Raw genomic sequence first — 14,205 nt, forward strand, 5'->3', positions numbered from 1 at the left:
TACCTGAATAAGTAAATGTTGTTTGCCTTTAAATGGTTTATTTCTTTAATTGCTGATTTGTATGATTTTCAGTCAAAACAAAGACTTCCAGCTCTCTCTGCTCTTCTTTTAGGTCGAGACCAAAACCTTGAAGCGCTATCCGTAATTCAGGGATGTTTTTCCAGGAGTTTAATGAAAACTTCATGTTTACATTCCCTTTATAGCTTGTTTCATTGAATGCAGGTGGATTGCCATAAACCTGATTCATCTTCCAGACTATTCCATCAAGACTTTTGTTTTGAATTTTAATATTGGGGGCTGCCAAAAACTCTTTACCCTCTCCATTCTCTGTTCGTGATTTAATCGCATCGATGGAATCCTTTTCAATAAGTATAAGGCAATTCATTTTCCTTTTTTCATAGCGTCCCTTTAGACCCAACAGATTGTCGAAGTCTTTAATTATTTCCAGGGCGGCTTCTTCCCGGGTTTGTAGAGTATTCGGGCCCATGGATTCGTAGCATATATAGGTTTTTTGACGTCTGACGAAACTCGTCTCCTCACTATCTTCAAGAGAAACAAATTTTGATGGGTCTTTAACTTCAAGGATTATACCACTGGGCTCTGGAAAACGATTAATCCCGGAAGCGATACTCCACTGAATGGAATAGATATTAAGAATAGGAAGATTTATAATGTAATTTCGGCATGTACCGTTGACAGAATCAACAGTCATTCCCATCTTGGTAATAACCCCATCCTGATAGCAACCAAAAATAGCAGCATATCTTTTTAATGGATTGACTCCCGTAAATCGGCTCATATCCTGGCGGACTAAGGGTGTCTTTATATCGACAGCAGGAAGATAATCATTCTTAACTGGCCAGTCATTTTTTCCACCATTCAGAATAAAATTAATGTTTTTACTATTTACATAATCCTGTTCGGTGATAGCAATCACATTTCCATGATAAATCCAAACTTGATGTGGAGCGGCAACATGTTTGAACAATTGCGACAAGACTTTATCCTCAATAACAGTAGGAACGACGATATCTCTTGTTTTAAAATTAGTTTTTAAGAATTTACCGACAACCTCTTTTTTTTCAAAAGTAACAGGAAGTACTTTAATCCGATCTCCAAATTCCTGCTGCAATGACATCATTTTTGGCAAACCTGCAACACAAGCCCCACAGTTTGTAAACCAGAAATCAACAATCAGCAACTGGTTTTTAAAATTAGTGCTTCTCACAGAAGAATAACGGTCATTGATTATCATCGGTATAAGAATATCAGGCATCGGGTCTCCTATCTTTAGGTTTTGGATTTTTTGTATAGAAGACGTTTTATTCTTTGCTATTTTAACTGGATGTTTTTGGGCGTTCACTGTCTTATAAAAGAGAAATGACAATAGTAAAATCATTATTTTAAAATTCATCTTTAGCTTAATATTTGGAAGAGTAAAACAGACAAAAGAAACGCCATCTTATCCTTCCGTTAGAAAAACAATTGCTTATCTGGGATTCTGCGGTATATTTACCCGCTCCAATACTTCTCTCGGTATGAGCAACGTATAGCGGATATCATTCGGAGGCAAGCTATAAACCTGACCGTTTAGCGTACGTTGTAAGATTTTGGCAAATGAATTTTCTTTGTTTAATCTTCGCAGATCGACCCATCTTAAACTTCTAAAGGGTAATTCCCTTCTACGTTCATTTATAATTAACTTTAAAGCTTCATCCGCATTGCTGGCTACTAGTGGGGTATAAGTATTGTCCCAACGATTTTGTCTCAATGTATTCAGATCATCCATGGCTACAGCCACATTCCCTCTCCTAGCAGCACACTCAGCCCGGATCAGATAAATTTCATCGGTAGCAAAACCTAAGAATAGTGCTCCAGGAACATAGGTTCCTTTGAAACTAAAAGTGCCATTTCCGTTGTCCCTGAAATATAGACCCTTTCTAAGATCTCCAGGACTATAAAGATTATATAGTTCAGGGGCAACTAAGCCATAGATAAGCGGAGCCAGGCCATTCCCATTAATTTCATATATTACTTCGGTATTAAACCTTGGTATTGGATAGTAGGCAGTTGGATCTAGAGTTTTATAATCCATCAATGCACCATATTGCTTCAAACTGGCATCAGCATTATTATAGGCTTTGGTATAGTCTCCCATAATTAGAAATGTCCTGGCCAAACCAGCATATGCCGTCGCTTTTACCGGACTTGCTACAGATTTAGCAAGTGGTGTAAGGGGTTGTTCTGAGGGTAATAATGTCGCTGCTTCCGTAAAATCCTGGATCATGCGGTCATAAACCTGTTGTAAATTACCCCTTACAGTTTCCTCGTCAATACTAGATGTTAATCGTATTGGAATACCTAAATCCGATCCTGCCGTATTCGCATCATACGGTTTACCAAAAAGTTCGGCTAAATAAAAATAATTTATCGATCGGAGTAATAAAGCAGCTCCTTTTATTTTATCCCACTGTTGCTGGTTTGCAGCACGATTAATATCCTTCAGCGTTTCTAACACCTGGTTGGCGACCAATATTTTTTGGTAAGGGCCAGACCAATCCGTAATGTTTACGTTAGCATTCGATTGCCATATATAAGGCTCTTTGTTTTGAGGAATAAGTAAGTTCCAATTCGCATCGGTGAGGTAATAGTCATCTGACGATGTCTCTCCTGAGATTGGACCGATGGGTAAAATATCAACATTGTTTAAAAGAGCCTGGCAATCCTCTAATGAAACAGGAATGACCTGTTTTTTATCAGGCTTCACATCCAGGAATTTTTTGCAGGCACTAAGGATGCAAACTGCTGCCAACAAGAAAATTATTTTATATGTGGATCTCATGGTAATAATATTAAAAATTAGCGTTTAAACCTAATGCAATTGTTCGGGGCGCAGGATAGCCACGATAAAACTCAGGATCAAGCCCCAGTTTGTTTGCCCTCCAGATTATCCCCAGATTACTAAAATTTGCAAATATTTTGACGTTTTTAATAGCCCAACTGGTTCTATCCAATGTATACCCCAGCGTAATATCCTGTAAGCGAATATGATCAGCTTTATCGATTAGAATTGCTGACCCTGCATAAAACTTATCGCGTAAGGGATCGTCGGGATAAATGAATGACGGAACATTTGTCGACGACTCGTCCCCTGGTTTCTGCCAGCGAAGGGCATAATCCGAATGTCCTCCTACAATATTAGTTGAATTAGGGTTTAACAATGATCCATAATCGATGCTTGATCTTCTGAAAAAGTGTCCAAATTTGCCAATGATATTTGCGGAAACACTTATATTTTTATAAGTGAAAGTATTCCTGAAAGCTCCCGACCAGATTGGAATAGCAGAGCCATGGTACTGTAACTGATCTGGGGTGACACTCGTCAGTGCTGTATAATCCTTACTTTTTTCTCCATTAAGATAACCCATAGGGTCACCAGAATTGGGATCAAGACCAGCCCAGCCATAGGAAAATATAGCATAAACAGGTCTCCCCACAATCAAACCTGATGAAACTGCTAATCCCTCGTTAATATAATTGGTGATATCCGTATTTAGTGGGGTATATTTTGTAACCTTATTTGAGTTATAATTCAAAAACAAGTCAGTATTCCATTTGAAACTACCTTTTAGATTTAGAGAGTGCAAAGACAGATCCAGTCCTTTTCCTTTCAGGTCAGAACTATTATATATTGCGGAAGAAAATCCAGTAGTATAATCTAAAGGAGTGGTATTTAATACATCTTTTGAATGACGCTTGTAGTACTCAATACTTCCTGAAATGACGTTATCCTTTGAACGAAAGTCAATCCCTAAATTCAGTGTCCCCACTCTTTCCCATCTCAGGTCGTTATTGGCAGGGTTAATCAGGTCCGCATAAGGGAGGCTAATTGTGTAGGCGTTAGCACTGGCATATCTTATTGAACTATGAGCTGATAATCGACTATCCGTATTACCCTGATATCCATATGTCGCTCTCAATTTTAAAAATGGCATTAAGGCGAAATGATAAAAAGGCTCTTTGGAGATATCCCAACTTATTCCCGTAGACCAAAAAGGAGTTCCTCGAAGATTTGCGTTTACCCCAAAAAGATTTGCTGCATCCTTACGTCCACTTGCCGATATCGTGTATCGACTATTGTAGGTATAAGCAGCATTGGCAAAAATCGATGTAAAACGATAAAGTTGATCATTAATATCAATATTACTTGGCAAACTCACAAATGAATAAACAGGAGAAATGAACTGAGTAAGGTGATCCACGTCTGCGTGCGTCAACACTTCTTCATTATAACCATAAACTGTAGAGCTGTTGGACTGGAGATGCTTTTCGCTCTTTTCGACACCGACCAAGCCATCAAATTGATGTTTATCGTTCCAGGTTTTACTGGCATTTATTTGACCCCTTATATTGTAAGCGTCATTGTTTCCTCTAAATTGTCCCAGAACCCCTCCAAGGGGCAAATTGCGTTTAGGTTCTGTGCCATTAAATGTCGTTAACAAATTAATAAGATTACGTGTATAGTAGGATTCCTGCCTTTGGAGGTTTGTATTTTCAGCTATTGTCCTCCCATACTGATACTTAACTGAAGCACTGAATATTTTGGAGATTTTATAGTTCAATCCCAGATTCATTAACCAGTCATAAGTATTTATCGTATTTGAGCTCGCATCCAGTTCTGCCAATGGACGATATCTCCAATCTAAATAGCGCGGATCAGCTGTATCTAAAAATCTTACACCATAGTTCCTACCAACAACAAGTGGATTACCATCTTGATTAGCCAATCTTGTATAAGGAAGAACAACAGCTGGATCATAAAGTAACCGGCTGAAATTACCACTTGCTAAATCTTTGCTTTGCGTATAAAACATACCTCCTTCAAATTCAAGCTCGCTTATAGGTTTATAAGCAAAGGCACTCCTTAAAGTAATTCTTTGTCCTTGGTTTTTGACCACATTTATACGATTATTATCAAAGCCTCCTGAAAGCAGGTAGGTAAATTCATTTCCCCCCCCATTGATATTAAGTGCATATTGTTGGGCTATACCCATCCTGTATACATATTTCGTATAATCATTACGTACATCGTGATTACGCAATGTATTGATTTGGGTGTCTGCTTCCTCCTGGGATATCGTTGCACCGGGTTGTCGTGCGTTTAACATCAATTCAACTACAGGTGAAAGATATGGCCAGGTGTAAATATCATCTATCTTGTTATTATAAAAACCATTGTTAAAAAGCGTCTTTTCCAGATCAATATAATCGGAAGCCGTCATCGGCTTCAGTGTAAACAAATCAGGTTTTTCCAGAACAGTTAAATTCGTATTGAATGAAACTTGTGTTCTCCGGTTATAGTTTCCTTTTTTTGTGGTGATCACGATAACTCCATTCGCTGCACGAGCCCCCCAGATTGATGCTGCCGCTGCATCTTTAAGTATAGTCACACTCTCTACATCATTTGGGTTTATATTTTCTAATTCTCCGGGATAAGGAAAATTATCAAATATAATCAAAGGGGTTGCAATAGCTTGTGTAAGCGTAGTTAGACCCCGAATACTTATGTTCCCAATTCCTGGAGCACGCTCTGAGTTTAGCCTTCTGTCTACGAAAAGACCTGGAGTAATATTTTCTAGTCGACTAAGTATACTTGCTCCTGTACTTCTGTTTAGTAAGGCATTATCAATCTTTTCAAAAGACCCAGTTGACCTTTCTTTAGGAATAGTCTGATAACCGGTACTAACCACAGAGACCTCTTCCAGCTGTCCTGTTACTGGTTCCAAGCGAATAACTAAATCCACATCTGCTCCAGATACATTTATTTCCTTAGTTTTATATCCGACATATGAAACGATTAATACCGCATTTTCTCCCGGAATATTTATCGAGAACTTACCTTCAGAACTCGTCACAATCGACACCTTAGATTCATTTCCTTTCAACTTCACAGTAGCCCCGGGCAAGCCCTCCCCCTTCTCGTCCACCACTCTACCTCTAACCGTAATATCCATCAAAGACTTCTCCTTTCCACTCAAACCAACTCCTTCTTTCTCCGACACAATTATCGTCTGATCATTTACAAAATATTTCAGCGGTTGCCCCTCAAAAATCTTCTTCAATACATCATTCAACTCTGCATTTTTAACCTCTATTGTAATATCCTTCGTCCCCTTAAGTGTTCTCGCGGTAAGCATAAAATCATATCCCGTCTGCGCTCGAATCGCCCTGAACACCTTCATCAGTGGCGCATTTTTCTCCGACAAGGTGATTTTCTGTGCAAATGAACTTGCACTCACCTGTATGATTGCTGAAATTAAAAGAACCGTGGTTAGGTTAGCTCTCATGATCCATTTTCTTTTATCTGAATCGCTGATCCGGCCAAGGACCGAGATCATAAACAGCAGTAGTTTAGCTATGTAGCACAATGGCTCCCATAGACATTTCCTATAAAAACTGTACATTTGTTTAGTTTGGGTTTATGCGTTGCGCCTTTTCATTTTCGAGGTGGTTCGGCTCTTCGCGGTTGATACCATATTTCGTATGTTGTCTATCCAGACTTAGTCATCCTGATTCGCGTTGGGATGGCTTTTTTATTGGATGTCAGTTTAGGTAGCATTATTTCATAACGATGACCCTCCTCCCTTCGATCTTAAAGTGAACCCCTTTTGTTTTTTCCAATATATTGAGCACCTGACTGATATTTTTAGTCTGCGATACTGTACCATAAAATCCTTCGTCAGTAATCTTACCTTCGTATTCGACATCTACATTGTACCAGCGGGAAAGCTTCCGCATAATGCTTTCAATGTTTTCATTATTAAAATAGAAGTAACCTTTTTTCCAGGCCACGGCCTCCTCAACATCAATAGTTTTGACCATGAATCTCCGGCTGGTTAAAGTCGACTGCTCCCCTGGCTTCAGGATTTTGGATTCCAGATCATTATGGATTTTGACCGATCCTTCCAATAAAGTCGTTTTAACACCCTGCTCATCCTTATAGGTATTGATGTTAAAATGTGTTCCTAAAACTTCGACTTCCTGCCCTACCGTTTTCACGATAAATGGCTGTTGCTTATTCTTTGCCACTTCAAAGTAGGCTTCGCCGCGTAATTCAACTTTTCTATTAACTAACCTGGCAAAAGTTGAGGGGAATTTTAGTGAAGACGCGGCGTTTAGCCATACTTTGGTGCCATCCGGCAATACGATCTGATACTGTCCACCAACAGGTGTTTCGATCGTATTGTAATTCTTTGCTCCTTCGCGCTCTGGTTTGAGGCCGGTAATGCTGTATATCACTTCTCCATCCGAAGCTTTTGTGATGTTAACCCCTGGCTGTTGCGCGAGGGTGCCATTTTTTGCATTGGTCAGCGCGATTCTTTGACCATCGGCTAAAGTCAGGTACGCTTTATTGCCACCGGGAAGGATATTATTTTTTGCGTGTGATACCTCGGGATTGGAATCAGCTCTTTGATAAAAGTACCAGGCTGTTCCAAGACATAATATAATGGAAGCGACCGCAGCAATACGAGGCCATAAGGTTCTGGAAGGTTTAGCGTACTTTAGCGGCAGTGTTGACCTTAGCAATTGGATGATTTCATTTTCACTATCCTCATCAAGCTCAGTTTTGCTATTTGCAGCCTGGTTGATGTACCAGGATTCCAGCTTTGCCTTTTGCTCCGGACTTAATGTACCTTCGTTGTATTCCCTTATTAATGACTTGACAGCTTCTATCTTCATGACTTTTGATAAGAGGCTTCTTAACGCCTGTTATAACCCTAAGACAGCCAAGTAAGGCCAGCGTCATACGTCATCATGAAAAAAAAATAAAATTCTTATAGAAAGGGGTAAATACTGAGGAAGGAATCTATTTTAAGCTTCAGGATCTTCATTGCTTTATACACCTGCTGTTTTGCAGTTTCTCTGGTAATGTTAAGCCGTTCGGATATTTCATGATAGCTCAGTTCTTCTTTTTTATTGAGAAGAAAGACTTCACGCATCTTTGCCGGCAAAGCGGCTATTTCCTTCTCTATAACGGCTGCAAGTTCCTTTTCCCGGATCTCATCTTCAATAATGTTATAGCCTTCCACCATAAAACTGCTGATGGATTCGGCATATCTCAAAACTACTTTTTGATGAGACAACAGGTTAAAGATCTTGTTTCTGACGGAAGCATACAGGTAAGAAGAGATTGAAGTTTTAAATTCCAGGTCTTCCCGTTTTTGCCAAAGCTGGAGAAAGACATCCTGTACGACATCATGAGCTTCGTCATGGTCGGACAGTAGACGGAATGCATGGCGCAGGAGAATCCTTGTGTACCGTTCAAAGATTTCAGTATACGCAAGCTGGTTGCCCGATTTTAATAAGGAGACCAGTTCTACATCCGAAAGTTCAGCATACAGTCTCATTATCAACGTTTTGATTTTATGACTTGAGGGATGTTGATATAAATTTACTAATAAATTCAGGCAATGTTAAAAAAATATTTTCAAATTGTTAACACAGGATCAACTTTTAGGAGCAGAATTAAAGATCGAAGCTCCTGTACTCGGTGAGTAAACTATTCATTGGTACCTCCAGGATTTCTATGATTTCATAAAACCTTCTCACAGTCAGTTCCGTCTCCCCACGCTCCAATTTTGAATAGGCGTTTTGGGAAATATTGAGCCGGAAAGCCATATACTCCTGGCTATAACCCTTAATCATTCTCTGAACTCTTATTTTGGCGGCGATTGGCATGGCATTTTATCTATAATTAATAGAGGATATAACGAAATCAAACACAAATAGTTACAAAAAAGTAAAATTTAATGTAAAAATGTATTTTTTTATGACAATTATACTAAATAATGAAGTAGTAAAAAAACAGTTTTCACATTCCTTTAATACTACTTCAGCATTTAAAACAGCCGTGCAAAGACAAACATATCACACTGTTATCCAGCACAATTAGGCACTTAATTCTTATGGGAATTTTAGAAGTTATCATCGATTGAGCGTTTTTGTTTATAAAAAATATTTTATCGTTGTCTAAAATTTAAAAGCTTAATATCTTTATAGAAGACAGAAACTTCAGATTTCAATAAAGACATCACCACAAGTTAAGCAATTAGCCAGGAAGTAATTAAAAAAAAATATTTTTTTACATCCCCGCGCCATCATTTTAAATCCAGGGCATTAAACAGGCGCTGTTCATTCCAATTGACTCAGCCACAGAAATATTCTACCTAAAACCTATATTGAAATCGCTCATTCTCATTTTTAAATTCAGATTACAGTGTTTTCGCCCTATAATGTGTTAGCTTTAGAAAAATCCCATTACGTTCATTTCCTACACATTTTAAAATACGGTCTTTTAGTGAAGCATATGAAAAAAAACGATTCTGATGAATTAATCATTGCTAACAGGGAGATCGCCTTTCAAAATGAAGAGAAAGAAGACCGGGCAGCGGAATTGGCAATTGCCAATAAAGAACTGATTTTCCAAAATGAGGAAAAAGAAAACCGTGCTGCAGAGCTCGTCATTGCAAACAAGGAGCTTGCTTTTCAAAATGAAGAAAAGGAAAACCGGGCCGCAGAACTGGTCATCGCAAACAAGGAGCTTGCTTTTCAAAATGAAGAAAAGGAAAACCGGGCCGCAGAACTGGTTATTGCCAATAAAGAGCTGATTTTTCAAAACGAAGAAAAAGAAAACCGGGCTGCAGAGCTCGTCATTGCAAACAAGGAGCTTGCTTTTCAGAATGAAGAAAAGGAAAATCGCGCTGCAGAACTGGTCATCGCAAATAAGGAGCTTGCTTTTCAAAATGAAGAGAAGGAAAAAAGAGCCGAAGAGTTAATCATTGCAAACAAGGAATTAAAAAATGCGGAAGATGATATTCGCAAACTAAATGACGAATTAGAACAGAAGGTCATTCAACGTACCGCACAACTCGAGTCTGTAAATAAAGAACTGGAATCATTTTCCTATTCCGTATCTCATGACTTACGTGCGCCAATCCGGGCAATTAACGGATATACAAGAATTCTGACAGAAGATTATGCGGAGAACTTCGATCCTGATGGGCTAAAAATCCTTCAGTCCATCATTCGAAACTCGAAAAAGATGGGCGAATTAATTGATGATTTACTGGCCTTTTCCAAACTGGGCAGAAAACAAGTCAGCTTTTCGGAAATAGACATGTTGCACCTTGTGAATATGGTTCGGGAAGAATCATTATTCGAGGACGGGGAAAACATACCTGAATTTGAGATCGCTGAACTTCCAAATGCGAAGGGAGATCAATCACTCATTAAACAGGTCTGGATCAATCTGATTTCCAATGCCATTAAATATTCAAAACATAAAGAAAAAACGAAAATCGAAATTGGTGCCCACAAAAAAAATCAGCTCATTGTATACTATGTAAAGGATGCAGGGGCCGGGTTTGATATGCAATACTATGACAAGCTCTTTGGGGTTTTTCAGAGGTTACATTCCCAGGAAGAATTTGAGGGTACAGGAATTGGTTTGGCCATTGTGCAAAAAATAGTGCAGCGACATCATGGAACAGTTTGGGCAGAATCCGTAATAAACGAAGGATCCTGCTTTTATTTCAGTCTGCCAGCTATAAACGATTAAATCAAAAAAATGAGTTACCATAACGTTGAAATTTTATTTGTTGAAGACAGCCAGGACGATGCTGCACTCACCATTCGTGCATTAAAAAAAAGTGGTTTTACCAACAAGCTCCATCATGTTATTGATGGAGCAGCAGCACTGGACTTTGTTTATTGCAGGGGAGCATATGCAGACCGGAGTGATCAGGAATTTCCAAAATTGATCTTGCTGGATTTAAAAATGCCAAAAGTATCAGGCCTGCAGGTGTTGGAAAAAATAAAATCAGATCCGATGCTTAAATCTATCCCGGTGGTGATGCTCACTTCCTCTAATGAAGGTCCTGATATAGAAAACTGTTTCGCACTTGGTGCAAACAGTTATATCGTGAAACCAGTTGACAGCGATAATTTTTTCAATGCAGTAAAAGAGATTGGATTATACTGGATGATATTAAGTCAGCCGCCCTATTAACATGAAGAATAAATAATGACACCAGGTCTTAAAATACTCATTCTGGAAGACAATGAAAGCGATGCCGATCTGCTGATCCGTGAATTGAAAAAATCCGGATTGAGTTTTACAGCTGAAATTGTACAAACTCGGGCCGCATTCGAAAACGCGCTGGAAAGTTTTGATCCGGATCTGATCTTATCAGATTACTCCCTTCCCTCTTTTGATGCGGTTACTGCCTTCCAAATCAAACAAGATAAATATGCCAATACTCCTTTTATTATTGTTTCAGGAATTATTGGAGAGGAAAATGCAGTGGAGCTGATCAAAGCAGGCGTAACCGATTACGTCTCTAAAAACAAGCTATTTACACTCTCTACAAAAATCAACAGGGCATTAAATGACACCCAGGCCAGGAAAGAAAAAATAATAACGGATGAAAAATTAAAGGTCATTAATCAGGAGCTTTTAGAACTAAATCAGGAGTTGGAAGCCCGGGTGATTAAACGCACAAAAGCGCTTGCAGAAAGTGAAGGCAGGTTCCGCAGCATGATGGAAACCATTCCCCAGATCGCCTGGACAAATACGACAAAAGCAGAAGTTGTTTTTTACAACCAGCGGTGGTATGACTATACCGGATTGGATAAAGCGCAAACCAAATTGCTGGGATTTAAAGCGGTAGTCCATGAGGAGGATCTTCAGATGGGCATTGATCAGTTCAGTTCGATCCTCAATGCCAATGAGGGAGGTGAATTTCAAATCCGGGTAAAGCGTGCCGATGACCTATACCGGTGGCACCTGATCCGGCTAATGCCAATCATGGATCTGCAGGATCAGATTCAACTTTGGGCAGGCACTGCTACAGACATACAGGAACTCCGTTTGCTGCAACAATATAAAGACGACTTCATCATTGTTGCCAGTCATGAGCTCAAAACGCCAATAACCAGTTTAAAGGCATCGCTGCAGCTTCTGGATAGAATAAAGGATAATCCAACCTCAACCATGCTGCCCAAGCTCATTGTGCAGGCCAATAAAAGCCTGGGCAAAGTGAATGCGCTCATTGAGGATTTGTTAAACGCAAGTAAGGCAAGTCAGGGACAACTTCACATCAATCCCCAACCTTTTGCTTTATCTGAGGTCATTATGGAGCGTTCTAATGATCTAAACGCAGAAGGTGTATATGCCATTGTAACAGAAGGAGACCTGCAGACGGAAGTACATGCAGATATCATCCGGGTCGAACAGATCCTCATTAACTTTATCAATAATGCGATAAAGTATGCCCCGGAATCGAAAGAAATACGGATCTGTATTGAGAAAGAAAATGACATGGTCAAAGTATCCGTAATTGACAGGGGCCCCGGCATACCGCCTGAAAAACTGCGTTACATTTTTGACCGTTATTACCGTGCAGAAAGCAATGACAGCACCTATAAAGGTTTAGGCCTGGGACTTTACATTTGCGCAGAAATCATTAAAAAACACAATGGACAGATCGGCGTGGAAAGCGAATTAAACAAGGGCAGTAATTTTTGGTTTACCTTACCTGCGCTGCAATAAATTCTGACAAAAACATTGACTAAAAAGGCATCTCTTTTACTTCTATACCGTTGTTTTTGGCGTAAGTTTTGGCCAGAATCCAGAGCTTATCGTACTTTTCAGAAAAACCTGTGTAGCTCTTTTCGTCCAATGCTTTAATCGCCTCATTAATGGTCTTTTCAGGTGCTTTCCGGTCAATCATCTGCGCTATTTCCAGGTGATCTGTTTTATAACTCTGTAACACATAGTTGTAAAGGTCTATGGATGCCTCGATCATCGGTTTGGCTTCTGTATTGGGGTAAAGTCCTTCTACTTTTTTCAAATCACGTTCTGCAAATGCGATGGAATAGTTTTTCAGGTATTTTTCGCAGGTATTGAAGCTCCCTGTTCCTGCGCCACCTTTAATGTATTTCTGATAAGTATGAAAATAGCTTCCGCCAAATCTGGAAAGCATATTGGTGTTCAGGGCCGTTTTGTCAAAATACTCTTCGGGACTATGTATCAGATTGCAACTGCTGTTGATACACAACAGCAGCAACAAAGTGATTTTAAAAAGGGGATATCTCATTTGATGTCTTTTATGATCTATGGGTGTGTTGATCTCCTTTTATCCTATAAAAGCAAATTTGTTCTCAAACATTTTACCAACAAGAGGCGTGGGTTTTTCCGCTCCATTTGCCGCGTTGATGATGCCCATAATCCAAAGCACTAAGATGACCAGACCTGCTATCCCTAAAAAAGAAAGGGCAGGTACAATAGTCGCAACAACAGTCAGGACCACGTTAAAAATAATGCTGACGATGGCCAGGCCCAGCGCTTGTCGGAGGTGATATTTAAGCAGAGAATCTGCTTTTTCTTTCCCATTAAAATAAGCGATCAGCCAGCCAATAAGGGTAATGTAGGATACGATAGATAAGGTTTTGTTGTTCATGTTTTTATGGAAAAATTGTTCAACAGCAAAGGTGCAGTCTTAGCCATTCATTTTCCAAGTCTGGCCCTGCTACAAAACAGCTACACCGTCCCCGACAGGTGTATACAATACGTCTACATCAAAACAAGTTCGTAACGCTGTTCTACAGCAGAATCTATTTCATCTTTACCTCTCCCTGGTTAGGAAAGGACCATACTCAGCAATAATGCAGCTACATACAGACCTATTCCGTATATCGCGTGTGCTTTCAGGCTTCTAAACCTTGCCAGGTTTGGGTTGGGTGTTTTAGAAGCGGCAATACCAAAACCAAAAGCCGGCTGCATCAGGAAGAATGGCGCAATAGTGGTTAACAACCCGATGCTGATGGCTGGTCCAAAAGTTGGATGGTATGCCCATTCCGTACCCCAGATCAGTAAAAGTAAGAAAGCAAAAGAGATCCCGATGAGGTAATGTGCAAGCCATCCTATGGCTCCTTCGTACCTGATCGTCTCTGCCTGCAGGATATTTTTATGAGAAAACACGCCCTCTTTAAAATGTCCTATCCAACGGCCTACGATACGAAAATCTAAGGAAGGGATGTTAAAAAAGCGTTTCAGGATGACTGCATAGATGTCCATCACCAGGGTTGCTCCTATACCAATGACCAATGAAAAGGCAATGAGTTCTAAATAGGTATTCATTTGTA

The 14,205-nt window shown here is 39.6% G+C and carries 12 protein-coding genes; 3 read left to right on the forward strand and 9 right to left on the reverse strand.

Going from position 1 to position 14,205, the window contains the following annotated elements; translation table 11 throughout:
• Nucleotides 1-37: 37 nt before the first annotated feature.
• The 6 genes from BLQ87_RS09335 to BLQ87_RS09360 all read right to left on the reverse strand — a co-directional run bounded on the left by BLQ87_RS09335 (nucleotide 38) and on the right by BLQ87_RS09360 (nucleotide 8,706).
• The gene (locus BLQ87_RS09335; protein ID WP_074605892.1) at nucleotides 38-1,414 is read right to left on the reverse strand and encodes a TlpA family protein disulfide reductase; all 1,377 of its coding nucleotides are present in this window, start codon (nucleotides 1,412-1,414) and stop codon (nucleotides 38-40) included.
• Between the two features lie 75 nt (nucleotides 1,415-1,489).
• Nucleotides 1,490-2,842, reverse strand: coding sequence for a RagB/SusD family nutrient uptake outer membrane protein (locus tag BLQ87_RS09340; protein WP_074605893.1), 1,353 nt, complete (start codon nucleotides 2,840-2,842; stop codon nucleotides 1,490-1,492).
• A 10-nt stretch (nucleotides 2,843-2,852) separates the two neighbouring features.
• Nucleotides 2,853-6,347 carry a SusC/RagA family TonB-linked outer membrane protein gene (locus BLQ87_RS09345; RefSeq protein WP_172664768.1) on the reverse strand — a complete coding sequence of 1,165 codons (3,495 nt, stop codon included), beginning with the start codon at nucleotides 6,345-6,347 and terminating at the stop codon, nucleotides 2,853-2,855.
• 271 nt (nucleotides 6,348-6,618) lie between these two features.
• Complete coding sequence (locus tag BLQ87_RS09350) at nucleotides 6,619-7,740, reverse strand: FecR family protein (RefSeq protein WP_074605894.1); 1,122 nt, start codon at nucleotides 7,738-7,740, stop codon at nucleotides 6,619-6,621.
• Between the two features lie 95 nt (nucleotides 7,741-7,835).
• Nucleotides 7,836-8,408, reverse strand: coding sequence for an RNA polymerase sigma factor (locus tag BLQ87_RS09355; RefSeq protein ID WP_074605895.1), 573 nt, complete (start codon nucleotides 8,406-8,408; stop codon nucleotides 7,836-7,838).
• Nucleotides 8,409-8,526: 118 nt separating this feature from the next.
• Complete coding sequence (locus tag BLQ87_RS09360) at nucleotides 8,527-8,706, reverse strand: helix-turn-helix domain-containing protein (RefSeq protein WP_216857751.1); 180 nt, start codon at nucleotides 8,704-8,706, stop codon at nucleotides 8,527-8,529.
• A gap of 661 nt (nucleotides 8,707-9,367) precedes the next feature.
• Between BLQ87_RS09360 and BLQ87_RS09365 the strand changes: the two genes are divergently transcribed.
• Genes BLQ87_RS09365 through BLQ87_RS09375 form a run of 3 tightly spaced genes read left to right on the forward strand, consistent with a single transcriptional unit; the run spans nucleotide 9,368 to nucleotide 12,610 of the window.
• Complete coding sequence (locus tag BLQ87_RS09365) at nucleotides 9,368-10,618, forward strand: sensor histidine kinase (protein ID WP_083361776.1); 1,251 nt, start codon at nucleotides 9,368-9,370, stop codon at nucleotides 10,616-10,618.
• A 9-nt stretch (nucleotides 10,619-10,627) separates the two neighbouring features.
• Nucleotides 10,628-11,068: a response regulator gene (locus BLQ87_RS09370; RefSeq protein ID WP_074605897.1), complete on the forward strand. Its 441-nt coding sequence runs from the start codon at nucleotides 10,628-10,630 to the stop codon at nucleotides 11,066-11,068.
• Nucleotides 11,069-11,083: 15 nt separating this feature from the next.
• Nucleotides 11,084-12,610 (forward strand): sensor histidine kinase, encoded by a 1,527-nt coding sequence (locus BLQ87_RS09375; protein ID WP_074605898.1) that lies wholly within the window; start codon nucleotides 11,084-11,086, stop codon nucleotides 12,608-12,610.
• Nucleotides 12,611-12,629: 19 nt separating this feature from the next.
• On the opposite strand, the gene BLQ87_RS09380 is transcribed toward BLQ87_RS09375, so the two are convergent.
• The 3 genes from BLQ87_RS09380 to BLQ87_RS09390 form a co-directional block, all read right to left on the reverse strand.
• Nucleotides 12,630-13,157 carry a hypothetical protein gene (locus BLQ87_RS09380; protein WP_074605899.1) on the reverse strand — a complete coding sequence of 176 codons (528 nt, stop codon included), beginning with the start codon at nucleotides 13,155-13,157 and terminating at the stop codon, nucleotides 12,630-12,632.
• A 39-nt stretch (nucleotides 13,158-13,196) separates the two neighbouring features.
• Nucleotides 13,197-13,520 carry a magnetosome magnetite crystal formation protein family gene (locus tag BLQ87_RS09385; RefSeq protein WP_074605900.1) on the reverse strand — a complete coding sequence of 108 codons (324 nt, stop codon included), beginning with the start codon at nucleotides 13,518-13,520 and terminating at the stop codon, nucleotides 13,197-13,199.
• Nucleotides 13,521-13,699: 179 nt separating this feature from the next.
• The gene (locus BLQ87_RS09390; RefSeq protein ID WP_074605901.1) at nucleotides 13,700-14,200 is read right to left on the reverse strand and encodes a DUF2938 domain-containing protein; all 501 of its coding nucleotides are present in this window, start codon (nucleotides 14,198-14,200) and stop codon (nucleotides 13,700-13,702) included.
• Between the last annotated feature and the right edge of the window lie 5 nt (nucleotides 14,201-14,205).

Origin of the sequence: Pedobacter steynii (assembly GCF_900103665.1) — a bacterium.
GTDB classification, from domain to species: Bacteria; Bacteroidota; Bacteroidia; order Sphingobacteriales; family Sphingobacteriaceae; genus Pedobacter; species Pedobacter steynii.